The sequence below is a fragment of the Nocardioides sp. NPDC127503 genome (genome assembly GCF_040302165.1).
GTDB lineage: Bacteria > Actinomycetota > Actinomycetes > Propionibacteriales > Nocardioidaceae > Nocardioides.
On the sequence record NZ_JBEORH010000005.1, the window covers coordinates 306,154 to 331,492 of the forward strand.

A 25,339-nucleotide genomic window follows, 5' to 3' on the forward strand; every position below is an offset into this window, starting at 1 on the left:
ACCGGGTGGTTGAACCCGCTCAGCGCAAAGGACGGATGTGGAGGCCGATCTCGGGGTCGACGAGGACCTCCTGAGCGACCGGCATCCCGTCCACGACGAGCTGCGCGTCCACAGGTACGTTGCGCTTGACCAGCCCCAACGCGATCGGGCCGAGCTCGTGGTGACGGGCCGACGAGCCGACGAAACCGACCGTCTTCTCACCGAAGACCAGCTCCGACCCAGCGGCGGGCAGCCGGTTCTCGGAGCCGTCGAGGTGAAGCAGCACCAGGCGACGCGGTGGACGGCCGAGAGTGTGGACGCGGGCGACCGTCTCCTGGCCGCGGTAGCAGCCCTTGTCGAGATGGACCGCGTACTCCGGGCCGACGGTCTCTTCCGAACCCGGCACCCAGCCGACCTCGTTGGGGATCGTGCGCGCGTCGGTGTCCACGCCGAAACGCGGCTCACCGCGCTCGATCCGCAGAGCCTCGAACGCCCAGAACCCGCAGGCGGGGCCCGCGGCAGCGGCGTACGTCTCCAAGGACTCGCGCGGGACGAACGAGTACCCGCCACCGGTGGTCGAGCTTGTCGAGACCCGCCAGACGGAAACCTGCGACGGGTCCAACGTGACCGTCACGTCGGACCAGAACTTCATCCGCTCCAGGTAGGCCACCAGAGCCTCGCCGGCCCCGGGCTCGGTCCAGGCCAAGAAGGAGGAGCCGTCATCGACGCCGGAGAAGAAGTGCTCGACATGTCCCTGCGGCGACAGGATCAGGGACGAGGTCCAGACCCCGGGGGCCAGTCCCTCGAAGGCCTGCGAGGTCAACGAGTGCAGCCAGGTCAGCCGGTCGGGACCGGCGATCCGTAGGACGTCACGGTGGGAGAGATCGACGAATCCCTCGCCGGAGGCCAACGTCCGCTGCTCCAGGTTGAACGATCCGTAGTGCGCGGCGACGGGTGCGTCGGCACCATCGCCGGCGACGGCACCGGGCAGGGACAGAAGCGGGCTGGCAGTCATCATGGCTCCTCGGAAGAACAGTCGACGCACGCCCCGAAGACGGTCAGATGAGCGACATCTACCTCGAAGGCGTACTCCTCACGCAGCCGTTCGCTGATTCCGTCGGCCACTGAGGGGTCAACACTGGTGACCTTCTGACACTTCCTGCAAACCGCATGAAAATGTGGCCGCCCGGAGACCGAGTGGTAGGTCGAGGCCCGCTCGCCCAGGTGGGCGTGGCGCACCAGTCCCAGCTCCTCGAGCACCTCGAGGTTGCGGTAGACGGTGGAGAGGTTGATCGCCGAGGACGACTCGCGTACGACCGCGAGCACCTCCTCGGGGGTGGCGTGCCGCAGTCGCTCGATGGCGCCGAGGACCAGCTCGCGCTGGGGCGTGAGTCGATAGCCCTTCGCCCGAAGGGCCTCGCGCCAGTCCTCAGCCGCCTCGGTCATCGCGACTACTTCCTCAGCCTATTTCTTGGCCCGCTTGAGCCGCGCCCACAGGTGCGGCTGCAGCGCCTGACCCATCGCGGCCATGTCGAAGGCGTACAGAAGATCGCCCTCGACGTTGCCGTAGAGGCGCTTGCCGGCGGTGTATTCCTTCGCGGTCTCGGTACGGGCGACCGCGTCGGTGGTGAGATCGAGCTTGCCGCCCTCGGCCTTGCCGTACCAGACCTCGACGATGCCGGTGTTGTGCGTCATCACCCACTCGACCTCGCCCTCGGGGCGGAAGCGTACGAAGCCGGTCTCCAGCGCCGCGTCGCGCACCTTCTCCCCCGTCTCCGGGTCGATGATCCACGAACGCGCGAAGTAGTGGAAGAACGGCCGCCCGTCGTGGGTGAAGATCAGCTCCTGCCCGAACTCGAACTTGTCGATCGTCGGATAGTCACCGTGTCCGTTGCCCTGCCAGGTGCCGAGCATCCACGCACAGGGACCGGCATCGGGGTGAAGGTTCTCCGGAAGTTCGAAAGCCACACGCCGAGTTTAGGCCGTACGTCGGCTACGACCCGAAACGCAAGCGCTAGTGTGCTCGGCATGCAAGAACTCGTGGTGAAGGTGACCGTGGGTGCCGAGGCGCCCGAGCGTACGAACCAGGCCTTCACGGTCGCCTCTGCGGCCGCGACCGCCGGCGCGAAGGTGTCCCTCTGGCTCACCGGTGAGGCGACGTGGTTCGCAGTGCCCGGGCGCGCGGAGGAGTTCACGCTGGAGAACGCGGCACCGCTGCAGGAGCTGATCGGGCTGGTCATCGAGGCCGGTCAGGTGACCGTGTGCAGCCAGTGCGCCTCGCGCCGCGACCTCTCCGAGGACGACCTCATCGACGGCGTCACCATCAAGGGCGCGGTCGTGTTCGCCGAGGAGATCCTGCGCGACGGCGTGCAGGCGCTCGTCTACTGAGACCCCATTACCAGAACTACACGAATGTAGTTCCAGGTAGCAGGCGTGTTAATCCTCTCGGAGACTCCACACACCGCCTACTTCGCCGTTAGCATTCACCCTCGTGAGCACGCAGACCCCCAGTGGCAAGTGGTGGAGCCGTGATTCGGCCGCCCAGCCGGGTGACGACGAGGACCTGACGGCGCGTGCTGCGGAGTTGGCCCGCGCCGCTGCCGCAGCCGAGTCACTTCGCATCGCAGCCGAGCAGGCGGCAGCCGAGCAGGCGGCCGAGCGGCTGGTTGCCGAGGAGGCTGCCGCCGAGCACGCCACCGCCCGCGGGAAGGCCGACGAGACCGCCAAGCTCCACGCCCAGCTGGCCGCCGACGCCCACCAGGCGCGTGAGGTCGCGGAGAAGGCAGCCGAGAAGTATGCCCTCGCCAGGGTCGAGGCCGAGAAGGTCGCCGACACCCGGGCCAAGGAGCGCGCCGAGGCCGAGGAGGCCGCGGTCGCGAGAGGCAAGGAGCTGGAGGCGGCCGAGCGCCGCCTGCTCGAGGCGGCCCGTGTCGCCGAGGAGCAGGCCAGCGCACGCACCGAGGCCGAGGAGTCCGCCCGCGCCAGGGCCGAGGAGGCCGCCGCCGCGGCCGCTTCCGCCGCTGAGGCTCACACCAAGGCAGCCGAGCACGCCGAGCTGGCCCAGGCCGCCTACGCCGCGCGCAGCGTCGCGGAGGCAGCCGCCGAGGACCGCCTCGAGGAGATGGACGAGCTCCGCGACGCGCTGGCGGCAGCCGAGAAGGCCGCCCGCAAGGCCGCCGACGAGGCCCGCGCCGCCTACGACGCACGCAGCGAGGCGGAGGCAGCCGCCGAGGCCGCCTACACCGCACGCGCCGCAGCCGACACCCGTTCCGAGGAGCTCGCGCGGATGCGCGAGGAGGCCGACGCGGCCGCAGCCGGCCGGGCCGACGAGGCACTGGCCGCGTTCACCGCGCGTCAGGCCGCCGAGCAGGCCGCCAACGACCGGGCGACCGAGGCCGAGAAGGCAGCCGCTGCCCGCATCACGGCCGAGGAGTCCGCGGTCGCGATGGCGACGCAGGCCGAGCAGGCCGAGCAGGCGCGCAAGGAGGCCGAGGCTGCGGCCGAGGCTGCCTACGCCGCTGCCGAGGCCGCCGCGACCGCCCGCGCCGAGGCCGAGGAAGCGGCGAAGGAGGCCTTCGAGGAGCGCAAGGCCGCCGACGCCAACGCCGAGGACCACGCGATGACCCGGGCCGCGGCCGAGGCCACGGCTGCCGACCAGTACGCCGTGGCAGCCGAAGCGCTCGCCGCGCGCACCGAGGCGGAGGAGGCCGCGCTGCGGGCCTTCAAGGCCGCCGACGCCGCCAACGACGCCCGTCTCGAGGCCGAGAAGAGCGCGAAGCAATACGCCGAGTTCGCCGCTGCCGCTGCGCACGAGGCCAACGAGAACGAGGAGCGCTACCGGCAGCTCACCGAGCTCGCCTCCCAGGCCGAGCAGGCGGCCGAGTCCGCCAACCTCGCCCGGATGGCGGCCGACCAGCGCGCCTCCGAGCACGCCGATCTCGCGGTCCAGGCCCTGGAGGGCCGCCGCGCTGCCGAGCGTGCCGCGACCGAGGCCAACGAGGGTCGTCGCGCGGCGGAGTCCGCGCTGCGTACCGCCCACGAGTCGATGACCGAGGTCATCACCGCGCAGGCGCGCGAGCGTGAAGAGGCCGAGCGCCGGATGACGGAGATGATGAACCGTCTCGCCGACGTCCAGCAGCAGGCCGCCGACGCCGTACGCCTTCGGGCCGAGGCCGAGGAGGTCGCCGGTCAGAAGGCGATCGACCGCCAGGCCGTCGAGGCCTCGATCCTGCACAACACCCAGCTGGTCGAGCAGGCCATCGTGGACCGGCAGATCGCCGAGCGCCGCAGCGCCCAGCTCGCCAAGCAGCTCGCCGACCTGCGCGAGGCCGTCATGCTCGCGGTCAAGGGCGGCAGCACCAACAAGCGTGCGATGCAGGCCCTCGAGCTCACCCTCGCGGCGACCCCGTCGCCGCCCGAGGCACAGTTCCCCATCCCGGACGCTCCTGAAGAGCCGCTCGTGGTCGAGCCCCTCGCACCCGTCGAGGCCCCGAAGGCCACCGCTCCGGCACCGGTCGACTCACCGGCTGCGCCGCCGGCCGGTCCTCCGACCGCGCCTGTGACGCTGCCCGAGCGGCCGACCGGCAAGAAGCAGCCCGGCAAGAAGCAGTCCGAGGACTCGCCCGCGGAGCCGGCAGACCTGCCTGACACCCCGAGCGACTCCCTCCCCCAGCGCTCGAGCGGCTGGCTGGCGGCGGTCAAGCTCGCCGAGTCCGGCAAGTTCCCCGGCGCCAAGATCCCCGGCGCCGGCACTGCCGCCCCCGAGGCGGCCACGGCTGCCGACGAGTCGGGGAGCGACCCGGTCGGCACCAAGAGGCTCACCGTCCGCACCTTCCGGCCCGAGGACGGCTCGCTCATGACCGAGAGCACCGTCACGGTCACCGAGGAGGGTGTGCTCGACGTACGCAAGGACGAGCAGACCCACACCTACGACCTCTACGACACCCACACCGACATCACCATCAAGGGTGAGCCGGCCGCTGACGAGTGGGTCGTCGAGTTCAACACCGACGAAGCGGGTGCGGTCAAGGTCGACAAGTCGATGGTCGACCCCGAGGCGTTCCAGCGGGAGGTACTCCGCTGGCGCCCCGACATGGCTGGCTGAGCGGGCTTGCAGGGATACCCGGTTAACCGGGTATCCCAGCACTTCTCAGGCGTTGCAACACCTGAGAAGTGCCGGAAACACCTGAGAAGTCAGAGGTTGTCGCGCAGGACCTGCGCGATCTCGAGCACAGCGGCGCGTGACGTACGCCCGGCGCCGACCACGTTCAGGAACCCGTGGATCTGGTCGTCGAAGCGCCGGTGCACGACCTTGACCCCGGCCTCGTCGAGCTTGGCGGCGTACGCCTCGCCCTCATCGCGTAGCGGGTCGAAGCCTGCGGTCGCGACGTACGCCGGGGCGACCCCGGTCGCCGGGATCTCCGCGTACAGCGGCGCGTGGCGGGGGTCGCGGCGGTCGATGTCCTCGGGCAGGTAGTTGCTGGTGGCGGCGCCGATGAAGTCGGCGGTCAGGTAGAAGCCCTCGCTGAGATCCTCGCGGCTGCGGGTGTTCGCCTCCGACTGCGTCACCGGGTAGATGAGCAGCTGGAACGCACAGTCCTCACCGACCGCGAGCGCGACCCCGGCGGCAAGGTTGCCGCCGGCGGAGTCGCCGCCGACCCCGATCCGGGCCGGGTCCGCACCGAGCTCGGCCGCGTGCTCGACCGCCCAGCGGAACGCCGCGACTGAGTCGTCGTACGCCGCGGGGAACGGGGACTCCGGCGCCAGCCGGTAGTCGACCGAGAGCACCTTGACGCCCGACTCGCTGGCCAGCAGCCGGCAGGGAGCGTCGTGGCTGTCGAGGTCACCGAAGATGAAGCCGCCGCCGTGCAGGAAGACCAGCAGCGGCGCGTTGCCCGAAGCGCCCTCCGGGACGTAGAGCCGCGCCTTGAGCCCCGCGGCCCAGAGCTCGCGCACCGACCCGATCTCCTGCCGACCACCCCCGAGCTGCGACTGCCGCAGCAGCGCCACCCGCCCCTTCGGGATCGGCAGCGTCGACGGGTCCGGCTCACCCGACACCTTCATCAGCGCCAGCATGATCTGCGTGTCCACGGCGAGCGTCTGCCCGTCGTACGTCACCGGCTTCCCGACCAGCCGCCGCTGCACCGGAGCCGGAAGGTTCAACGCCGCCGTGAACGCGGGCCGCTTCACCGGCACCAGCAACGGATCGATCAGGGACGAGACGCGCGCGAGAATCGACATGCGCTCAAACTACCCGTTACCAGGGACATCGTGTAACAGGTAGTTCACCTGGCGACCGGGCCAAAGGTCAGAGTTCGGATCACGTCTCCCCCAAAGACACGCAGGTGAGTCACACTGGCCTCATGAGTCTCGACCCGCAGGCCCCCACCCGCTCGGCCGAGGACACCGTGAGCCTGACCGCGGTTCCCGACCAGCCCTTCGACGTCGAACCCGAATACATCCCGGACCACGAGGCGCTGGCCGAGGTCGAGAAGTACGAGGACCGGTTCCTCGACCGGGAGCTGTCCTGGCTACGGTTCAACGAGCGGGTGCTGGAGATGGCGGAGGACGAGACGCTGCCGCTCTTGGAGCGCGTACGTTTTCTGGCGATCTTCACCTCCAACCTGGACGAGTTCTTCATGGTCCGGGTGGCCGGTTTGAAGCGGCGGATCGCGGCGGGGGTGGCGGTCAAGGCCGCTTCCGGCCTGATGCCGCGTGAGGTCCTCGAGGTGATCTGGCGTACGACCCGGGAGCTCTCCGAGCGGCATGCCGCGGTGTTCCGCGGCAAGATCAAGCCGGCGCTGCTCGAGCAGGGCATCCAGCTGCTGCACTGGGAGGACCTCACCCCGGAGGAGGTGAAGGCCTGCAAGAAGCTGTTCAAGGAGCGGGTCTACCCGGTCCTGACGCCGCTCGCGGTCGACCCGGCCCACCCGTTCCCCTACATCTCCGGCCTCTCGCTCAACCTCGCCGTCCGGCTGAGAGACCCGAAGACCAAGAAGAAGCACTTCGCCCGGGTGAAGGTCCCGCCGATCTTCAGCCGCTTCGTGCCGCTGGGCAACGACCGCTTCGTGCCCCTCGAGGAGGTCATGCGGGAGCGGCTGCACAAGCTCTTCCCGGGCATGGAGATCCTCGAGGTGCACACCTTCCGGGTCACCCGCAACGAGGACCTCGAGGTCGAGGAGGACGACACCGAGAACCTCCTCACCGCCCTGGAGAAGGAGCTGCTCAGGCGGCGCTTCGGCCCTCCCGTACGCCTTGAGGTGCAGGAGTCGATGACCGACTCGACGCTCGACCTGCTGGTCTCCGAGCTCGGCATCTCCGACAAGGAGGTCTTCCGGCTCCCCGGCCCGCTCGACCTGCGCGGGCTGCACGGCATCGCCGACATCGACCGCGAGCAGCTGAAGTATCCGGCCTTCGTGCCGAGCACCCACCCGGCGCTCGCGCCGGTCGAGAGCGCCGCGCCGGTCGACGTCTTCAAGGCGGCCCGCCGGGGTGACGTACTCCTCCAGCATCCCTACGACTCGTTCGCGACCAGCGTGCAGCGCTTCATCGAGCAGGCCGCGGCCGACCCGCGGGTGCTGGCGATCAAGCAGACCCTCTACCGCACCTCCGGCGACTCCCCCATCATCGACGCCCTGATCGACGCCGCCGAGGCGGGCAAGCAGGTGCTGGTGCTGGTCGAGATCAAGGCGCGCTTCGACGAGGTGGCCAACATCCGGTGGGCGCGCAAGCTCGAGCAGGCCGGCTGCCACGTGGTCTACGGCCTGGTCGGCTTGAAGACCCACTGCAAGCTGGCGATGGTGGTCCGCGAGGAGCCCGACGGCACCATCCGTCGCTACACCCACATCGGCACCGGCAACTACAACCCAAAGACCTCCAGGCTCTACGAGGACATGGGGCTGATCACCACCGACGAGGGGATCGGCGAAGACGTCGCCCACCTGTTCAACAACCTCTCCGGCTGGAGCCGGGAGGCGACGTACGAGCAGCTTCTGGTGGCCCCGGGCAACGTGCGCAACGGCCTGATCGAGCAGATCCACGCCGAGATCGCCCACCACCTGGCGGGGCGGCCGGCGAGGATCCGGCTCAAGGCCAACTCGGTGGTCGACGAGGCCATCATCGACGCCCTCTACCTGGCCTCCCAGGCGGGCGTGCCCGTGCAGCTGCTGGTACGCGGCATCTGCGCGCTCCGTCCGGGCGTGGAGGGGCTGAGCGAGACCATCGAGGTGCGCTCGATCCTGGGCCGGTTCCTGGAGCACTCGCGGATCTTCTGGTTCGAGAACGGCACTCCCGACGACGGGGACGGACCGAGCGCCTGGATCGGCTCGGCCGACATGATGCACCGCAACCTCGACCGCCGGGTCGAGGCCCTCGTACGTCTCCCCACTCCGGAGCTCGTGGCCGAGGTCGGCGCACTGTTCGACCTGGCATTCGAACCGACCACTGATGCCTGGCTCCTCGGGCCCGACGGCACCTGGACCCGCAACCACGCTCCCAACCATCTCCACGCGATGTTGATCACTCGACAGCGCCAGCGCAGGCGCGCCGCGGCGGGCTGAACACGCCCTGGCTTTCGTCGTGTCAAGCGGACTCGCCTAACATGAGCCCGCAGGTCTGCCTCATCCAGCCAGGAGCCCCCCGTGCGTTTCCGAATCCGCCCGGTCGACACGTCGTTCTACGACCTGTTCACCGAGTCCGCCAACCACCTCGTCGGCGGTGTCTCACTGCTCGCCGAGATGCTCAGCGACACAGCCGATCGCGAAGATGTCGCGCGACGGATGCGCGACGCGGAGCACGCTGCTGACGAGTCCACCCATGAGATCGTCAAGAAGGTCAACTCGACCTTCGTCACACCGTTCGACCGCGAGGACATCTACGCCCTCGGCTCCGGTCTAGACGACGTGATGGACTCGATGGACGAGGTCGTCGACCAGATCTTCGTCTACGGCATCAACGTCCTCCCCCCTGAGCTCTCCGACCAGGTCACCGTGCTCCAGCGCTGCGCCGAGCTGACCGCGGCAGCGATGCCCAGGCTGCGGTCGATGAAGGAGCTCTCCGAGTACTGGATCGAGATCAACCGTCTCGAGAACCAGGGCGACAAGAACCACCGTCGCATCCTCGCCAAGCTCTTCTCCGGTGAGTACGACGCGATGGAGGTCCTCAAGCTGAAGGACGTCGTCGAGTCCCTCGAGGACGCGATCGACGGCTTCGAGAAGGTCGCCAACATCGTCGAGCAGATCGCCGTCAAGGAATCCTGACACCGTGGAACTTGCCATCGTCATCGCGGTGGTCGTCGTCGCCCTGGTCTTCGACTACACCAACGGCTTCCACGACGCCGCCAACGCCATCGCGACCTCCGTGTCCACGCGCGCGCTCACGCCGCGCATCGCCCTCCTGCTCGCGGCGGTGATGAACTTCGTCGGCGCATTCCTGGGCCAGAAGGTCGCCCACACCGTCTCCGACACCATTACGCCACCATCCGGGGCACATGGTCTGACCGTCGTGATGGCCGGCCTCCTCGGCGCGATCGCCTGGAACATGATCACCTGGTACTTCGGTCTTCCCTCGTCCTCGTCACATGCGCTCATCGGCGGTCTGGCCGGTTCGGCGATCGCCGCCGGCGCGTTCGTCAACTGGATGACAGTGCTGGAGAAGGTCGTCATCCCGATGTTCGTGTCGCCGTTCGTGGCCTTCAGCCTCGGCTTCGGCGTGATGCTCGCGATCATGTGGATCTTCCGGCGCGCCAACCCGCACAAGACGCAGAAGGGGTTCCGGATCGCACAGACGATCTCGGCTGCCGCGATGGCCCTCGGTCACGGCCTGCAGGACGCCCAGAAGACGATGGGCGTCATCTTCCTCGCCCTGGTCACCGGTGGATTCCTCACGGCCGACGACGACCTCCCGTTCTGGGTGATCGCCGCGGCCGCGACCGCCATCTCCCTCGGCACCATGTCCGGCGGCTGGCGCATCATGCGCACCCTCGGCCGTCGGATCATCCACCTGGACCCGTCCCGCGGCTTCGCCGCCGAGTCGGTCGCCGCCTCGGTGCTCTACTCCACGGCGTACATCTGGGAGGCCCCGATCTCGACGACCCACACGATCACCTCGGCGATCATGGGTGTCGGCGCGACCAAGCGGTTCTCCGCGGTCCGCTGGGGTATCGCGAAGTCCATCGTCATGGCGTGGATCTTCACCTTCCCCGCTGCCGGTGGCGTCGCGGCCCTGACCTACCTGCTCTGCCACTTCGTCTTCCAGCTCCCCTGATCCTGGCCGACGAGAAACCGCCCTGCACCGTGTCGGTGCAGGGCGGTTTCGCATGTGGCGCGTGCGCCGGCTCAGCCGAACCGACCCGAGATGTACGCCTCGGTGTCCGGGTTGTCCGGCTTGGTGAACATCTGCTTGGTGGGGTTGAACTCCACCAGGCGGCCCGGCTGGCCGGCGGCCTTCAGGTTGAAGAAGCCGGTGTCGTCGGAGACGCGGGCGGCCTGCTGCATGTTGTGGGTGACGATCACGATCGTGTAGTCGGACTTCAGCTCGTGGATGAGGTCCTCGATCGCGGCGGTCGAGATCGGGTCGAGAGCCGAGCACGGCTCGTCCATGAGCAGCACCTCCGGCTGGACCGCGATCGCGCGGGCGATGCAGAGCCGCTGCTGCTGACCGCCAGAGAGGCCCATGCCCGGCTTGCCGAGACGGTCCTTGACCTCGGTCCACAGGTTGGCTCCGCGCAGCGCGCTCTCCACGATCGAGTCCGCCTCGGACTTCTTGATCCGCTTGGCGTTGAGCCTGTTGCCGGCGAGCACGTTGTCGTAGATCGACATCGTCGGGAACGGGTTGGGCCGCTGGAAGACCATGCCGACCTTGCGGCGTACTGCCACCGGGTCGACGTTCGCCCCGTAGATGTCCTGGCCGTGGATCGAGATCTTCCCCTCGACGTAGGCGCCGGGGATGACCTCGTGCATCCGGTTGAGGGTGCGAAGGAAGGTCGACTTGCCGCAGCCGGAGGGCCCGATGAAGGCGGTCACCGACTTCGGCTTGATGGACATGGTGACGTCCTCGACGGCCTTGAAGTCGCCGTAGAAGATGCTGGCGTCCTTGACTTGAATGGACATGAGTTACTCCTAGCGCCCGGTCTTGGGGGCGAAGATCGTGCCGACGATACGGGCGATGAGGTTGAGGACCATGACGAGGATGAAGAGCACCAGTGCTCCACCCCAGGCGTACTCGACGCCCTTCGCCGTGGCCTCGGACAGCTGGGTGTAGATGAAGACCGGCACGGTCATCATCGGGCTGTCCTCGAAGGCGTTGGTGTTCAGGTTCGGGTTGAACCCGGAGGCGACCAGCAGCGGCGCGGTCTCGCCGATCACGCGCGAGATCGAGAGCACGACACCGGTGATGATGCCGCCGATCGCGGTCGGGAGCACCATCTTGGTGATGGTGCGCCACTTCGGCACCCCGAGAGCGTACGCAGCCTCGCGCAGGTCGTCGGGGACGAGCTTGAGCATCTCCTCGGTCGATCGGACGACGGTCGGGATCATCAGCAGCGAGAGCGCGACACCGCCGCCGAAGCCGAAGCGCGTGCCCGGCCCCATGAGCAGGGTGAAGAGCGCGAACGCGAACAGGCCCGCGACGATGGACGGGATGCCGGTCATGACGTCGACCAGGAAGGTGATCGTCTTGGCGAGGCGGTTGCCCTTGCCGTACTCGATCAGGTAGATCGCGGTCATGATGCCGATCGGGATCGAGATCACCGCGGCGATGCCGGTCACGATCAGGGTGCCCATCAGTGCGTGGTAGAGACCGCCCTGCTCGTCGCCGGTGACCGAACGCATCGAGTAGGTGAGGAACTCCGGGCTGAGGGTCGCGGCGCCCTTGGAGACCACCGTGTAGACCAGCCAGATCAACGGGATGACCGCGACGGCGAAGGCCGTCCACACCAGCCCAGTGACGAGCTTGTCGGTCGCCGAGCGCCGGTTCTCCACCAGGAGCGCCCACAGCGGGTAGCCGATCAGGAACCCGAGCAGGCCGATGACGGCAGCCCCGACAATGCTCACGCCGAGGACGAGCGCCAGGCCGCCGAGAGCGACGGCTGCGACGCCGACCAGCCACTGGGCGCCTCGCGGGAGCGTGGCGTGGGAGAGCTTCGTCTCCTCGTTGGAGAGGTCGGTATTGCTCACTTGGCCCTCCCTCGGGCGACGATCCAGCGGGCGAGTGCGTTGACCAGGAAGGTGAAGGCGAACAGCACGAGGCCGGTCGCGATCAGCACGGAGAGTCGGTCGGGCGTGCTCTCCTTGTAGCCCTGGGCGATGTGCGCCGCGATGGTCTGCGGGTTGTTGGTGCCGATGATGAACAACGAGATGAGGACCTTCGGCGAGACGATCATCGCGATCGCCATGGTCTCACCGAGCGCCCGGCCGAGGCCGAGCATGACTGCGGAGACCATGCCGGAGCGGGCGTAGGGGAAGACCGCGTAGCGGATCATCTCCCAGCGCGTCGCGCCGAGCGCCAGCGCCGCCTCCTCGTGCAGTCGCGGCGTCTGCGCGAAGACCTCGCGGCAGATCGAGGTGATGATCGGCAGGATCATCACGGCCAGCACGATCGCGGCGGTGAACAGCGTACGGCCGTTGCCGGAGGGCTGGCCGTCGAAGAACGGCAGCCAGGCCATGTTCTCGGAGAGCCAGGCATGGGCCGGCACCAGGTACGGACCGAGCACCACCGCACCCCACAGGCCGAAGACGACCGACGGGACCGCGGCGAGCAGGTCGATGACGTACGCCACCGGGGTGGCGATCCGGCGCGGGGCGTAGTGGCTGATGAAGAGCGCGATCGCCACGCTGAAGGGGACCGCGACGATCAGTGCCAGTACGGCGACGTACATGGTGGCGTACAGCAGCGGCACGACCAGGCCCAGGAACGAGCCCTGGCCGGCGTAGTGCTGCTCGTCCACGTTGAAGCCCGGGATGCCCTCGATGCCCAGGAAGATGAAGACGGCTGCCAGCGCCACCAGAATGAGAGTGGCGGCAGTGACGGCGAGTCCTCGGAAGACGACATCACCCACCGAGCCACGGCCGGAGGAGAGCTCCGACTTCGGGTCAACGCCAGGGTCGGCGCCGGGGTCAGCGGCGACAGTCACAAGGCATTCCTCGACTTTCTTGTTTGGGTTCTTAAGACAGCCGTACGGGCGGCGGCCGCAGCCACCGCCCGAACGGCGATCAGATCAGACGTACCGGCACTTACTTGATGCCGCCGACCAGGTCGAGAGCCTTGTCGGCAGTCTCACGGTCGAGCGGCGCGGAGCCGGCCTCCTCGGCGGCGACCTTCTGGCCCTCCTCGGAGAGGATGTACTCCAGGTAGCCCTTCACGTTGGCCGCGTCCTCGGCGTTCTCGTAGGTCGGGCAGGCCAGCAGGTAGGACACCAGCACGACCGGGTAGACGCCGGCCTCGGTGGTGGTCCGGGCGACCTCGACGGCCATGTCGTTGTCGCTGGTGCCGACCGGCTTCGAGGCGGCCAGGATCTTCGCAGCGGCCTCGGCGGTCGGCTCGACGAAGTCCTCGCCGACCTTGACCTTGACGGTGGCGAGGTCGTTCTCGCGCGCCGCCGACTCGTCCATGAAGCCGATGTAGCCGGCACCCTGCATGGCGGTCACGACACCGGAGGTGCCGTCGCCGCCCTCGCCGCCCTTGATGGAGGCGGGCCACTCACCGGAGGGCTCCTCGGCCCAGCCACCGGCAGCCGCGAGGTACTCGGTGAAGTTCTCCTGGGTGCCGGAGTCGTCAGAGCGGTGGACCGGGGTGATCGCGGTGTCCGGAAGCTTGGCGTCCGGGTTGGTCGCGGCGATCGCCGGGTCGTTCCACTTGGTGATCTTGCCCGCGAAGATGTCGGCGATCGTCTTGGCGTCGAGGTTGAGCTCGTCGACGCCCTCGACGTTGAAGACGACCGCGATCGGCGAGACGTAGCCCGGGACCTGGATCGGGTCCGCGCCGCACTGCTCCTTGGCCTTGGTCAGCTCGCCCTCGTCGTCGTTGAGAGCGGAGTCGGTGCCGGCGAAGAGGTAGCCGCCGGTGATGAAGCCCTCACGACCCGAGCCGGAGCCAACGGGCTCGTAGACGACGCTGAGGTCGGGGTTCGCGTCCTGGATGCCGGCGACCCATGCCGCCTGGCCCTTCTCCTGTGAGGAGGCTCCGCCACCCTTGATGGTGCCCGAGAGGGTGCCTTCCCCGTCGCTACCGCTGTTCTGCTCGTTGGCGGCGCCGCAGGCGCTGATCGCAAGGGCAAGGGTCGCAGCAGTGATGCTCGGGACGAGTGCCCGGCGCAGCGAGGTGGTGTTCACGCAAGTCTCCTGATTGATGATGCAGTCGATTCGGAGTTGTCGCGATGACCGTAAGGAGCCGAGGTGGACGGGAAACTCGGTGAAGGTGAACACAGGCTGAACGAGGAATTCAAAGTCGGTGGCAAATCAGTGTCAGTTCCGGGCACAGGAGATGAACAGGCAGGCCTCAAGCCTCTGTTAGACCTGAAATGCCTCAACAGCACGCACTTCACCTGCGCGCACGTGCAGCACCATCAGCTCGCCCTTCGCCAGCTTCGGGTCACGCATCCTCAGCCCTTCGAAGACCCACGGCAGCACCGGTCGGTGCGTGCAGATCACCGTCGGAACGGCCAGGTCACGCAGGGTGCCCGCGGCCAGGGCCGACACGCTACCTTCCTCCGCGCCCTCCTCGCTCAGCAGTCTCATCTGCTCAGACGCGATGCCGGCGAGCCCGGCGTACGGCGCGACGGACTGCGTACAGCGAACGCTCGGCGAGGTGACCACCCGGCGGATGTCGTAGGCCATCAGCAGGCCGGCCAGGGTGACCGCCTGGGCCCGTCCTGTGTCGTCGAGCGGCCGCTCCTGGTCTGCACCGGACCAGGCCGAACGGCCGACGGCCGAGGCGTGACGGAGGACCACGAGAGGCGTGGTGGGGTGGCGTACGTCCTCGGCCTGCTGCAACGTCGCCCGATCGTGCGGGTAGGTGAGCCGCGTGCGCGCCTTCTCCACCGACAGCCACTCGACGTCGTCGATCTCGTCGTTGATCAGGTAGCTGTCGACATCGTCATCGGCGCCGGCAGCAGTGCGGCCGACCCAATAGTGGACCACCTTCTGTCCCGCCTCAACGGGATAGCGCTGCTGCTGGAGCGGGCGACCGAGCGCGACCCTCAGGCCGGTCTCCTCCCGCACCTCCCGGATCGCCGTCACCGGCACCGTCTCACCGGGGTCGACCTTTCCCTTGGGAAAGGACCAGTCGTCGTACTTGGGTCTGTGGACCAGCGCCACCTCCGACCGGTCGTCGTGCTCGCGAAAAACCACTACGCCGGCGGCCGGGATCTCGGGCATGCGCACAGGGTATGTCGTGAAGGCGGCTGATTCGTCTAAGGTTCCTCGCAATGCTCCGCACCCCCCAGCTTCTCGACCGCCCCAGAACGTGGGCCGGCCGATCATCCCGAGTCGTACGCGCCCACCCCTTGTTGACCATCGCGGTGGGCGTCGTCGTCCTTGCGCTCGTCATCTTCCTGGCCCGGGCATGGGCTGCCCGAGGCGGAGATCTCGACGAGGCGCTGCGGCTGGCTCCCGCCGAGGCGACGCGGGTCTCCTTCACCGACTGGACGGGTATCCGCGAGAGCGTCGGTGCCGACCTCGATGCCGACTCCACGCCGGAGGAGGTCCACGAGATGATCGACGAGGCCTACACGAAGGACCTCACCTCGACCTCGGTGCTGCCCGATGCCTCCGGGCTGCTGCAGCAGCACTTCGGCTGGTCACCAGCGACCCTCGACTGGGAGCTCTACACCCAGTCGACCGAGGGAGCGCTCATGGTCGGGCACCTCGAGGACATGGACGCCGACCACCTCGTCGAGCAGCTCACCTCGATGGGGTTCACCGCCCCCAAGGACGACCCCGCGGACGGCGGCGTCTGGGACGGCACCCTGGTCCCCTTCTCCAGCTTCACCGACTCCGGGATCGACTCGACGATCAGCCCGCAGCTCACCTACATCGCCTTCCTGCCCGAGCAGGACCTCATCCTGGCCTCGGACGGCCGGCGCTACCTGGGCGACCAGGTCGCGAGCCTCGGCGACGGCGACCTGCACGAGCCGATGACGGACGCCGCCGACCGGCTCGGCGACCCTCTCTCGGCGTTCGTCTACGACGGCGACTTCACCTGCACCGAGATCGGGCTGGGCGGCGCCTCGGCCGCCGACCAGGACCAGGCCGACGGCCTCGTCGACGCCGCCGGCGACATCAACCCGATCGAGGGCTTCGCCATGGCGGCCGAGTCGAACGGGGACGTACGTGTCGCGATGTCGTTCGAGAACGACGACCAGGCGCGTACGAACGCCGACACCCGGGCCAAGCTCGCCGTCGGCCCGGCTCCCGGCCAGGGCGGCACGTTCGACGAGCGGTTCGAACTCGGGAAGGTCGCAGCCGAGGACGAGGTCACCACCATGCAGCTGCAGCCGAAGGACGGCACGGCCGTGCTCTCCGACCTGGCGAACGGGCCGCTGCTCTTCGCGACCTGCTGACGTCCTTAGGGGATGATCCCGAGGATGCGGTCGATCTCATCCTGGGAGAGGTGATCCTCGGACTCGCTGGCTGCGACGATGAGATTGGTCGTGAGCTCGACCTCGAGGAGCAGCTCGGGATCTTCCAGCGTCACATCGAACTGATCAGCCACGCCCGCCGCCTCCTCACGTCACGCTCAAAAAGCTCGTCTTCACATCATCGCCCAGTCTCGGGGGATCTGCGCGCTGATCCACCAAGAACCATCAAAAGTTGTCACATCAAGCGTGACACAGAAGCCTGAGAGGGCTCCAATCAGACCACGAGGCCCCAGCCGAACGGCTGGGGCCTCGTTGCAGATGATCATTGTCGGCAGATGCCGAACCCGAGATCGCCTTAGCTACTCATAGAGCCTTATTTCAGAGAGGGCGAACGTTCTCCGCCTGCGGGCCCTTCGGACCCTGCGTGACGTCGAACTCGACCTTCTGGTTCTCGTCCAGCGACTTGTAGCCGTTGGTCTGGATCGCAGAGTAGTGAACGAAGACGTCGTCGCCGCCGTCCTCCTGCGCAATGAAGCCGAAACCCTTCTCGGCGTTGAACCACTTAACGGTGCCCTGAGCCATCTGCTCGTTACTCCTTAGTCGGGGCGAGAGGCCACCAGGTTCGGTAGCCCCGCATCAGGGGCGGGTGACACGTCGCTCCGACCTGTGTTCCCGAACCGGGGTCCGGGCGGGCACAGAGCAGAAACGCCGTTGGATCACAAACTCCGCAGGCGTCAGACCTTCTGGAACTTGCACCTGTTGCGGGAGTGACACTAGCAACTCACGCGCCTGTGCGAACCCCCCTTGACCGATCGTTTTACGCGCGAAGCGGTGAAGGTTGCGCAACAGAGCCCTGAAACGACCGCTCAGCGGGACGTACGGCCACCGGTTCCGAGGCAGTTTCCGGGCAGCGAGACGCCGGCCAACTCTGCTCACCGACGAAATACTTGGCTAGCCACATTATTGCTGTTATGGTGATTACGTGGCTGGCCACATTATTCGCCAGAGCCACGCGACCCGAAGTGGAGTGTTCATGAAAGCGATCATTTTCGATGAGTTCGGCGGACCGGACGTGCTGCACGAGGCGGACGTCGAAGTCCCGCAGCCCGGCCCCGGCCAGGTCCGAGTGCGCGTCAAGGCCGCCGGCCTGAACGCGCTGGACGGCAAGAAGCGCAGCGGGATGCTCGAGGCCGTCTTCCCGACCACGTTTCCCGCCATCCCCGGCGGCGAGCTGGCGGGCGTGGTCGACGCCCTCGGTGAGGGCGTGAGCGACGTACAGGTCGGCGACGAGGTGCTCGGCTGGGCGGACACCGGCTCGTACGCCGAGTACGCCCTGGCCACCGCCGTGGCCCTCAAGCCCGCAGACCTCTCCTGGCCGGACGCGGCCGCGCTGCCGGTCGCCAGCGAGACCGCCGAACGGGTCCTGGACGAGCTCGGGGTGACCGCCGGGGAGACCGTGCTGATGCACGGCGCTTCCGGAGCGGTCGGCACCGTGGCCGTTCAGCTCGCCACCGCGCGCGGCGCCCGCGTGATCGCCACCGCCGGTCCCTCGAACCAGGACTACCTCACCTCGCTCGGCGCGACCCCGACCACCTACGGCGAGGGCCTGGTCGAGCGGGTGCGGGCCCTGGCTCCCAACGGTGTGGACGCGGTCTTCGACCTGGCCGGCAAGGGCGCCCTGCCCGACTCCATCACCTTGCGCGGCGGCACCGAGCGCATCGTCACCATCGCCGACTTCAGTGCGGGCCAGCTGGGCGTCTCCTTCTCCCCCGGCGGCGGCGACCACCCCACCGAGCGCCTGGCCGCCGTGGCTCAGGACGCCGCGGCCGGAGAGCTGACCGTCACCGTCACGTCATACCCGCTGGCCAAGGCGGCCGACGCCCAGCAGGCCAGCGATGCCGGACACGTACGCGGCAAGCTCGTCCTCGCCGTCGACTGAGCACCCGTCCCCAACCCACCTGTGCGGTGACCATTCGGGCCACCGCGTTCACCGAAAGAGATGTTCATGTTGGAATCCCTGTGGGCCCCGATCACCCTCGGCGGCACCTCCCTGCCACACCGTCTGGTCATGGCACCCATGACCCGTGACCGCTCCACCCCGGAGGGCGTGCCGACGGAGCTGAACGCCGAGTACTACGCACAGCGCGCCTCCAAGGCGCTGATCATCACCGAGGGCACCCAGCCCTCCGCCGACGGCCAGGGCTACCTGCTCACCCCCGGTATCTACAACGAGGCGCAGATCGCCGGATGGCGCAAGGTCACCGACGCGGTGCATGCAGCAGGCAGCCGTGTCTACATCCAGCTGATGCACGTCGGCCGGATCTCCCATCCCGACAACACTCCGCACCACCGCCAGCCGGTCGCCCCCTCGGCGGTCCGTCCGGCCGGGGTGATGTTCACCGCGTCCGGCCCTCAGGAGATGCCCGAGCCCCGTGCACTCTCGACGCAGGAGGTCGCCGAGACCGTCGAGGACTTCCGGCGGGCGGCTGCTGCGGCTGTTGCGGCGGGCGCGGACGGGGTGGAGATCCACGGCGCCAACGGCTACCTGGTCCATCAGTTCCTCTCCGGCAACGCCAACCAGCGCACAGACCGCTACGGCGGCTCGATCGCGGCCCGCATCCGCTTCGCCGTGGAGGTTGTCGCCGCGGTGGCCGACGAGATCGGACCCGAGCGCACCGGCATCCGTATCTCGCCCGGAAATCCGTACAACGACATCGCCGAGTCCGACACCCACGAGGTGTACCCGGCGCTGGTCGAGGAGCTGCGTCCGCTGGGTCTGGCCTACCTGCACCTGATGCACGTCGGCGACGAGGCGCTGCTCGACACGCTCCGCGCGCAGTGGCCGGGCACCCTGATCCTCAACCGACCCGGCGCCGACATCCCCACCCGCGCCAAGGACGTCGACAACGGCACAGCCGATCTGGTCTCCGTCGGCGCGCTGGCGCTTGCCAACCCCGACCTGGTCGAGCGGCTGCGCGTCGGGGCAGAGTTGAACACTCCCGACCCGGCGACCTTCTACGGTGGTGGAGCGGTCGGATACACCGACTACCCCACTCACACCGGCTGAAGAAGCGGAGCCCATGCCCGAGATTCCCACCACTGCCGCAGGCGGGCCGATGAGCTACGCGATCTTCCAGCTCGCCCGCGCCCACCGTGCCTACGCCGGCGCCCTGCTGCGCAAGATGGACCTGCACCCCGGCCAGGAGCTGCTCCTGATGCAGCTGCTGGACCGCGAGGGCCAGACCCAGTCCGAGCTTCTCGAGAGCGTCGGCCTCGACCACTCCACCGTCTCCAAGTCCCTGCGACGCATGCAGGAAGCGGGCCTGCTGGTCCGCGAACCGGCTGAGCACGACCGGCGAGTGATGGTCGTCCACCTCACGGACAAGGGCCGTGCCATGCGCGAACCCATCGCCGCCCTGTGGCAGAGCCTGGAGGGAGCCTCGGCGGGCACTCTGACCGAGGAGCAGGCAGCGGCGTTCGTCGAGACTGCCGGCGCGATCACCGACTCGATCAGCAGCCGTCCGCTGCTGCAAGATGAATCCGACTGACCCGTCACTAGACGGGTCGAGCCCCGAGTCGCATGTTGCGACCCGGGGCTCGATTCCGTCGTAGGCCGTGTCGGTCTCGAACCGACGACCCATGGATTAAAAGTCCACTGCTCTACCAACTGAGCTAACGGCCCGCCGGGAGTCTACCGGAGCAGCTGCCGTGTCCTATTCGTGGTCGCCCGGCCGCGTCGAGGACCTTCCGCGCTCGCTGATGATCCGGGCGCATCGCTCGGCGGCCGCATCGCCCGTCAGCGCGTGCTCGAGCAGGAGCTGCGTCCAGCGCTCGTAGCGGGCGACTTCGACCGGATCGGCGATCTCGAGGTCACCGGCGCTGGTCTTGAGGGTGACGATGCGGTCGCGCTGGTCCCAGCCGTGCTGGACCAGAACGGGGAAGCTCTCGAAGGGGACGATCCCGATGGTCGCCTGGGTGGTGGTCGCCAGGTTGGCGATGTGATCGATCTGGGCACGCATGATGTCGGGCGAGCCGACCAGGTGATGGAGGGCCGCCTCGCCGACCAGGATGGTGATCGACCGGCCGGCCTCGTAGAGAATCGCCGAGCGACGCAGCCTCGCCGCGATGACATGGGAGACCTCCCCGGCAGCGGCGTCCTGGTCACGCGAGCCGCCCGCCAGCGCCAGCAGGGCACGCGCGTAGTCGGGGGTCTGCAGCAGCTCGGGGACACTGTGGGGCTGATAGCTGGTCAGGACCTTGGTGGCCACCTCGGTCGCTGCGTACGCGTCCTGGTGCTGCTCCGCACCGCCGCCTGTCGGATGAGCGTCGCGGAACGCCGCATGCTCCTGGTCGGCGCGGGCACGCAGCGCGAGCAGCATCTCCCGATCGGCATCCACCGCGGCCGCCCAGGCACGGACCTCGGCCTCGGAGACGGACTGCCGGCCCGACTCGATCTTCGACACCTTCGGTTGGGACCAGCCCGAGCCGAGGGCGTCCGCCAGGCCGGCTCCGGTCAGGCCGGCGGCGCGACGGGCGTCTCGGAGTGCCTCGGTCAGTGCTTCACGGGCTCGACGGTTGGGGCGGGGCACGGCGAGAGCCTCCTTCGACGGATTCGGCGAACCACCATCGTGCCCGATGGGCATACCGTACGTCCAGATGCACATCATGATTGGCAAGATCGAAATATTATGCTCTACTGAAGTCCGGGGTCGACGCCGACAGGAAGGCAGTGACTCGATGAGCATCCGACGAACCCACCCCGGACGACCGCGCCTCGTCCCCTCGAACACGGCAGCTCCACCGCGCGAGCAAGTGCTCCACGCCGCGGCGCAGCTGTTCGTGACCAAGGGCTTCGCAGCCACCTCGACCCGGGAGATCGCCGACAAGGTCGGGATCAGACAGGCGTCGCTCTACTACCACTTCACCGGCAAGGACGAGATCCTCGCCGAGCTCCTGGAGCGGTCCGTCCGACCCACCGTCGATCGAATCGACCAGATCGAGCAGCTGACCGCGTCCGCGGGCCCCGAGACCGCGCTCTACCTGCTGGCCCTCGTCGACATCCACACGCTCGCCGAGGCGCCGGACAACATCGGCATGCTGGCCACCCATCCCGACGTGACCAGCAGCGAGGCGTTCGACGCCTTTCGCAGCATTCGCGCCGAGCTCGCCGACGCCTACGGGCGGATCGCCATCCGGGCCGCAGCGCCCGGCACCGCCACGGCGGCCGAGCCGGGCCACCTCGGCGAGATGCTCATGCATCTGGTCGAGGTCACCACCACCCTCCGCAGCAGCGGCGTGCCCATCGACGACGCGACCGCCGCCGTCATCGCCTCCACCTGCCTTCGCGCCTGCGGGATTCCCGACAGCCGCATCGCCCCTGCAGCCGCATCCGCGACGACCCTCGTGGGCGAACTGACGATGAGCGCGCCGACATGACAGCGGGCCCGACCAGCTCAGAGCTGGTCGGGCCTGCTGCGTACGAACGAACTTTCGCTCAGTGGGTCCCGGTGATGCGGTCGAGCGGGCCCGGGGTGTAGGGCGAGTTGGCCTCCAGGTAGGCGGCGAAGGCGTCGATGTCGAGGCCGCCGTAGTAGGGGTCGGTGCCCTTGGTGAAGGCCGCGAAGGCGTCGCCGCCGCCCTGCAGGAAGTTGTTGGTCACGACCCGGTAGGACGCGGCCTTGTCGATCGGCTGGCCGTTGAGCATGACCGAGCCGTCGACGGGACCAGAGGGGCTGATCTGGTACGAGAAGCCCTCGGAGACCTGCAGGATCTTGTGGGACGCGGCGTTGGCACCGGTGACCTGCTGGGTGAGCAGGTCGTAGATGTCCTGGCCGGTCATGGTCAGCGAGACGAGGTAGTTGTTGAACGGCTGGACCGTGAACGCCTCGTCGTAGGTGACCTCACCGACGGCCTCCCCGTAGGGCGAGCTGGTCGCGGTCAGGTCGGCACGGATGCCGCCCGGGTTCATGAACGCGATCACCGGCGTCTGCCCGTTGATGACCGTCGACTGGTCCGCGAGCTGGGCGTCGGCGATGAGGTCACCGAGCGCGGACTCACCGGCGGCGCTCTGGTCACGCTTGATGTCGGACGAGATCGAGCCGAGCACACGGGAGGCGATCGGGGTGACCAGCTGCTTGTAGGTGTTGATCAGCGTGGTCTGCTCGGGGGCCTTGGCCACGTCACGGGTGACGAGCAGGTTCGAGCCCTTGACCGACGAGCGGACGATGTCGCGCGACTTGAGGTTGTACTTCAGGTTGGTCTCGGTGTAGAGCCGACCAAAGGACGAGGCCGAAGTGATCAGGCGGGACTTGCCCTCGGGGTCCGGTACGTCGCAGACGTAGGGGTTGTGGGTGTGCCCGGTGACCACCATGTCGATCTCGGGGTCGAGGTTCTGGGCAATCGGCACGATCGGGGACCCGGCGACGAGCTCGCCGCCACCCTCGCAGGTGTAGTCGTACCTGGCGTTGACGTCGTAGACGGTGCCGGTGGCGGGGTCGGTCCACTTCTCCTTCGGCAGGTTGGCACCCTCGTGGATCAGGGTGACGATCGCCTTGACGCCCTTCTTCTTCAGCTTGGGCACGAGCGCGTTGGCGGTCTCGACCTCGTCCTTGAAGGTGAGGCCCTTGACCCCCTCGGCGGTGACGATGTCGGGAGTGCCCTCCAGGGTCATGCCGATGAAGCCGATCTTGACGCCGTCGATCTCCTTGATGGCGTAGGACGGCAGGATCGTCTCGCCGCTCGCGTCCTCGATCACGTTGGAGGCGAGGATGTCGAAGTCGGCGCCCGCGTACTCGTGGGCGGCGCAGGAGTTCTGGTTGTCCTCGCCGTCGCCGTCGTCGATGCAGCCGCCGTCGGCGATGCGCTGCAGCTCCTGGTAGCCCTCGTCGAACTCGTGGTTGCCGACCGCGGTCACGTCCAGGCCGAGCTTGTTGAGCGCCTCGATGGACGGCTCGTCGTGGAAGGCGGCCGAGAGCAGCGGCGAGGCGCCGATCAGGTCACCCGCGGCGACGGTCAGGGAACGGTCGTGGCCCTTGCGCGCCTCGGCCAGGTGGGAGGCGAGGTATTCCACGCCACCCACGTTGACGGTGTCATCGACCGGCTTGCCGGTGGCCGGGTCGATGTGGTGGCCGGTGACCAGCCGCCCGCTCGAACCCGACGGCGCCTCGAGATTGCCGTGGAAGTCGTTGAACGACAGCAGCTGGACATCGACCAGGTTCTTCCCGGCCGAACTGGGCTGCGCCGAGGCGGATGTCGCGACCGGAGTGGCGACTGCGGCGGCCGCGAGAGCGACGGCGGCAACGGCCACAACGGGGCGAAGCTTTCGGGTGTTACGAGGCATTACGGGGCTCCCCATCTCAGTGATCGACGAAGGGAACAATGCCCCTTCGGGTTCTCATTGTGAAGAGGTAACAGGATTACCGCTGCCTAATCGTCATCAACCGTTAATCACCCGAAAAATTCGGTAACGTCCACCGCCCCGCCGGCCTCCTCGAACTCGTCGCGGACCGTCTCGCGCAGCTTCGCGTCGGAGAGGTAGTCGGCAGCCACCCCGGCGAGACCGTAGGCAGCGTCGACGAGCACCTCGTCGGCGTACGGCGTGACCGCGGCAGCGGCGAACTCGCGGCTGTGCAGCGATACGTCGGGCTCGGCGATCTTGACCATCGCGTGCAGGCCGGGGACGCGGAAGGAGACGTTGCCGAAGTCGGTGGAACCGGCGAGCAGGTCCGGCACGACGCCGGGCGCGAGGACGGTGTGGTTGCGCTCCTGGTAGCGGCGGTTCCAGGCCTGCGCCAGCCCGCTGTTGTTGCGGATCGGCAGGTAGACCGGCGACCCGTCCCAGCTGAACTCGACACCGCAGCCCGTCATCAGCGCCGCGCCCATCGCCATCTCCTCCAGCCGCTGAGAGAGGATCTTGAGCGTCTCGGGGTAGGCGGAGCGTACGTAGAACTCGATCGAGGCGTGCTCCGGGATCACGTTGGGGCGCAGGCCACCGTCTGTGATGATCGCGTGCACCCGGTCGGTCGGCGGCATCTGCTGCCGGTTGAGCGCGACGCCGGTGTAGAGCAGGTTGGCCGCGTCCAGGGCGTTGCGCCCCATGAACGGCTGGATCGAGGCGTGCGCAGGCACCCCGACGTACGTCACCTTCAGCTGCCTCCGGCCCAGGAAGACCGGCTCGGAGCTGTCGTAGGTGAACGGGTGGACCATGATCGCCGCGTCGACGCCCTCGAAGGCGCCCTTCTGCGCCATCAGCTCCTTGCCGCCACCGCCCTCCTCGGCGGGGGTGCCGAGCCAGATCACGCGGCCGCCGAGGCGGTCGATCACGCTCGCGATGGCCAGGAACGCGCCGACCCCGACCGTGGCGATCAGGTTGTGCCCGCAGCCGTGACCGATGCCGGGGAGCGCGTCGTACTCGGAGAGCACGGCGATCGTCGGACCGTCCTTGGTGCCGCCCGCCGAGGCGTAGAGCGCGGTCGGGAGGCCGTAGGCGCCACGGGCGACCTCGATGCCGTGAGCCTCGACGAACTCGGCCAGCCCGGCCGAGCTCCGGTGCTCCTCGAAGCCGGTCTCCGGGTGCTCGGCGAGGTCGTGGGAGACCGCGACGAGCTCGGGACCCAAGTCGATGAGCTTGTCGCGGATCGCGTCCAGGATCCCTCTCGGCGCACCCGCCGAGGTCGACTCGGCGGCCTTCGTGATGAGCGCCTTGGCGTCTGTTTCGTCGCGGAGCTGGTTGACCAGGAACGGGTTCGGCTGCTGCGGCTGACTCATGCCGCCAGAGGCTATCGGTGA

Annotated in this window: 24 protein-coding genes and 1 tRNA gene; 10 read left to right on the forward strand and 15 right to left on the reverse strand. The window is 68.4% G+C overall.

The genetic code is table 11. The features are described from left to right. Nucleotides 1–19 precede the first annotated feature (19 nt). From ygfZ to ABTW65_RS14150, 3 genes are read right to left on the reverse strand one after another with little or no spacing between them, the layout of a single operon-like run. Nucleotides 20–997 carry a CAF17-like 4Fe-4S cluster assembly/insertion protein YgfZ gene (gene ygfZ / locus ABTW65_RS14140; RefSeq protein WP_350661014.1) on the reverse strand — a complete coding sequence of 326 codons (978 nt, stop codon included), beginning with the start codon at nucleotides 995–997 and terminating at the stop codon, nucleotides 20–22. Continuing rightward, the gene (locus tag ABTW65_RS14145; RefSeq protein ID WP_160026760.1) at nucleotides 994–1,425 is read right to left on the reverse strand and encodes a Fur family transcriptional regulator; all 432 of its coding nucleotides are present in this window, start codon (nucleotides 1,423–1,425) and stop codon (nucleotides 994–996) included. Before ABTW65_RS14145 ends, ygfZ begins: the two co-directional genes overlap by 4 nt. A gap of 18 nt (nucleotides 1,426–1,443) precedes the next feature. After that, nucleotides 1,444–1,947: a heme-binding beta-barrel domain-containing protein gene (locus ABTW65_RS14150; protein WP_350661015.1), complete on the reverse strand. Its 504-nt coding sequence runs from the start codon at nucleotides 1,945–1,947 to the stop codon at nucleotides 1,444–1,446. Between the two features lie 60 nt (nucleotides 1,948–2,007). Between ABTW65_RS14150 and ABTW65_RS14155 the strand changes: the two genes are divergently transcribed. Then, nucleotides 2,008–2,367: a DsrE family protein gene (locus tag ABTW65_RS14155; protein ID WP_350661017.1), complete on the forward strand. Its 360-nt coding sequence runs from the start codon at nucleotides 2,008–2,010 to the stop codon at nucleotides 2,365–2,367. 103 nt (nucleotides 2,368–2,470) lie between these two features. After that, nucleotides 2,471–5,083: a coiled-coil domain-containing protein gene (locus ABTW65_RS14160; protein WP_350661019.1), complete on the forward strand. Its 2,613-nt coding sequence runs from the start codon at nucleotides 2,471–2,473 to the stop codon at nucleotides 5,081–5,083. Nucleotides 5,084–5,172: 89 nt separating this feature from the next. On the opposite strand, the gene ABTW65_RS14165 is transcribed toward ABTW65_RS14160, so the two are convergent. Continuing rightward, nucleotides 5,173–6,219: an alpha/beta hydrolase gene (locus ABTW65_RS14165; protein WP_350661021.1), complete on the reverse strand. Its 1,047-nt coding sequence runs from the start codon at nucleotides 6,217–6,219 to the stop codon at nucleotides 5,173–5,175. Nucleotides 6,220–6,341: 122 nt separating this feature from the next. Here ABTW65_RS14165 and ABTW65_RS14170 point away from each other — a divergent pair, with 122 nt between their 5' ends. The 3 genes from ABTW65_RS14170 (at nucleotide 6,342) to ABTW65_RS14180 (ending at nucleotide 10,242) form a co-directional block, all read left to right on the forward strand. After that, nucleotides 6,342–8,537 carry an RNA degradosome polyphosphate kinase gene (locus ABTW65_RS14170; RefSeq protein ID WP_350661023.1) on the forward strand — a complete coding sequence of 732 codons (2,196 nt, stop codon included), beginning with the start codon at nucleotides 6,342–6,344 and terminating at the stop codon, nucleotides 8,535–8,537. 81 nt (nucleotides 8,538–8,618) lie between these two features. Then, nucleotides 8,619–9,236, forward strand: a complete 618-nt coding sequence (locus ABTW65_RS14175; protein ID WP_350661024.1) for a DUF47 domain-containing protein — start codon at nucleotides 8,619–8,621, stop codon at nucleotides 9,234–9,236. 4 nt (nucleotides 9,237–9,240) lie between these two features. After that, the gene (locus tag ABTW65_RS14180; RefSeq protein WP_350661026.1) at nucleotides 9,241–10,242 is read left to right on the forward strand and encodes an inorganic phosphate transporter; all 1,002 of its coding nucleotides are present in this window, start codon (nucleotides 9,241–9,243) and stop codon (nucleotides 10,240–10,242) included. A 71-nt stretch (nucleotides 10,243–10,313) separates the two neighbouring features. Here ABTW65_RS14180 and pstB read toward each other — a convergent pair whose 3' ends face one another. From pstB to ABTW65_RS14205, 5 genes are all read right to left on the reverse strand, one after another. Further along, the gene (gene pstB, locus ABTW65_RS14185; RefSeq protein WP_350661029.1) at nucleotides 10,314–11,087 is read right to left on the reverse strand and encodes a phosphate ABC transporter ATP-binding protein PstB; all 774 of its coding nucleotides are present in this window, start codon (nucleotides 11,085–11,087) and stop codon (nucleotides 10,314–10,316) included. Between the two features lie 9 nt (nucleotides 11,088–11,096). Then, entirely contained in the window at nucleotides 11,097–12,152 is a 1,056-nt protein-coding gene (gene pstA, locus ABTW65_RS14190) for a phosphate ABC transporter permease PstA (RefSeq protein WP_350661031.1), read from the reverse strand. Continuing rightward, nucleotides 12,149–13,108 (reverse strand): phosphate ABC transporter permease subunit PstC, encoded by a 960-nt coding sequence (pstC, locus tag ABTW65_RS14195; protein WP_350661033.1) that lies wholly within the window; start codon nucleotides 13,106–13,108, stop codon nucleotides 12,149–12,151. Before pstC ends, pstA begins: the two co-directional genes overlap by 4 nt. 100 nt (nucleotides 13,109–13,208) lie before the next feature. Next, on the reverse strand, nucleotides 13,209–14,306 hold the full coding sequence (gene pstS / locus ABTW65_RS14200) for a phosphate ABC transporter substrate-binding protein PstS (RefSeq protein ID WP_350661035.1): 1,098 nt from the start codon (nucleotides 14,304–14,306) through the stop codon (nucleotides 13,209–13,211). Between the two features lie 177 nt (nucleotides 14,307–14,483). Then, nucleotides 14,484–15,350, reverse strand: coding sequence for an NUDIX hydrolase (locus ABTW65_RS14205; RefSeq protein ID WP_350661037.1), 867 nt, complete (start codon nucleotides 15,348–15,350; stop codon nucleotides 14,484–14,486). A 50-nt stretch (nucleotides 15,351–15,400) separates the two neighbouring features. Here ABTW65_RS14205 and ABTW65_RS14210 point away from each other — a divergent pair, with 50 nt between their 5' ends. Beyond that, nucleotides 15,401–16,534, forward strand: coding sequence for a cupin domain-containing protein (locus ABTW65_RS14210; protein ID WP_350661039.1), 1,134 nt, complete (start codon nucleotides 15,401–15,403; stop codon nucleotides 16,532–16,534). Between the two features lie 5 nt (nucleotides 16,535–16,539). Here the strand turns inward: ABTW65_RS14210 and ABTW65_RS14215 are convergent, their stop codons facing one another. Continuing rightward, a complete protein-coding gene (locus ABTW65_RS14215; protein WP_008360628.1) occupies nucleotides 16,540–16,686 on the reverse strand; it encodes a hypothetical protein in 147 nt (48 codons plus the stop codon). 244 nt (nucleotides 16,687–16,930) lie between these two features. Continuing rightward, on the reverse strand, nucleotides 16,931–17,134 hold the full coding sequence (locus ABTW65_RS14220) for a cold-shock protein (protein WP_045548871.1): 204 nt from the start codon (nucleotides 17,132–17,134) through the stop codon (nucleotides 16,931–16,933). 451 nt (nucleotides 17,135–17,585) lie between these two features. Here ABTW65_RS14220 and ABTW65_RS14225 point away from each other — a divergent pair, with 451 nt between their 5' ends. From ABTW65_RS14225 to ABTW65_RS14235, 3 genes are all read left to right on the forward strand, one after another. Next, nucleotides 17,586–18,491 (forward strand): NADP-dependent oxidoreductase, encoded by a 906-nt coding sequence (locus ABTW65_RS14225; RefSeq protein WP_350661043.1) that lies wholly within the window; start codon nucleotides 17,586–17,588, stop codon nucleotides 18,489–18,491. A 66-nt stretch (nucleotides 18,492–18,557) separates the two neighbouring features. Then, the gene (locus ABTW65_RS14230; RefSeq protein WP_350661044.1) at nucleotides 18,558–19,619 is read left to right on the forward strand and encodes an alkene reductase; all 1,062 of its coding nucleotides are present in this window, start codon (nucleotides 18,558–18,560) and stop codon (nucleotides 19,617–19,619) included. A gap of 13 nt (nucleotides 19,620–19,632) precedes the next feature. Next, nucleotides 19,633–20,100 carry a MarR family winged helix-turn-helix transcriptional regulator gene (locus ABTW65_RS14235; protein ID WP_350661046.1) on the forward strand — a complete coding sequence of 156 codons (468 nt, stop codon included), beginning with the start codon at nucleotides 19,633–19,635 and terminating at the stop codon, nucleotides 20,098–20,100. A gap of 61 nt (nucleotides 20,101–20,161) precedes the next feature. Here ABTW65_RS14235 and ABTW65_RS14240 read toward each other — a convergent pair. Next, nucleotides 20,162–20,234, reverse strand: a tRNA-Lys gene (locus tag ABTW65_RS14240). A gap of 31 nt (nucleotides 20,235–20,265) precedes the next feature. Next, nucleotides 20,266–21,141: a helix-turn-helix domain-containing protein gene (locus tag ABTW65_RS14245; RefSeq protein ID WP_350661048.1), complete on the reverse strand. Its 876-nt coding sequence runs from the start codon at nucleotides 21,139–21,141 to the stop codon at nucleotides 20,266–20,268. A gap of 148 nt (nucleotides 21,142–21,289) precedes the next feature. Here ABTW65_RS14245 and ABTW65_RS14250 point away from each other — a divergent pair, with 148 nt between their 5' ends. Next, a complete protein-coding gene (locus ABTW65_RS14250) occupies nucleotides 21,290–21,988 on the forward strand; it encodes a TetR/AcrR family transcriptional regulator (protein WP_350661050.1) in 699 nt (232 codons plus the stop codon). 58 nt (nucleotides 21,989–22,046) lie between these two features. Here the strand turns inward: ABTW65_RS14250 and ABTW65_RS14255 are convergent, their stop codons facing one another. Continuing rightward, nucleotides 22,047–23,891: a bifunctional metallophosphatase/5'-nucleotidase gene (locus ABTW65_RS14255; protein WP_350661051.1), complete on the reverse strand. Its 1,845-nt coding sequence runs from the start codon at nucleotides 23,889–23,891 to the stop codon at nucleotides 22,047–22,049. A 107-nt stretch (nucleotides 23,892–23,998) separates the two neighbouring features. Beyond that, the gene (locus ABTW65_RS14260; RefSeq protein ID WP_350661053.1) at nucleotides 23,999–25,318 is read right to left on the reverse strand and encodes a M20 family metallopeptidase; all 1,320 of its coding nucleotides are present in this window, start codon (nucleotides 25,316–25,318) and stop codon (nucleotides 23,999–24,001) included. Nucleotides 25,319–25,339: the final 21 nt, after the last annotated feature.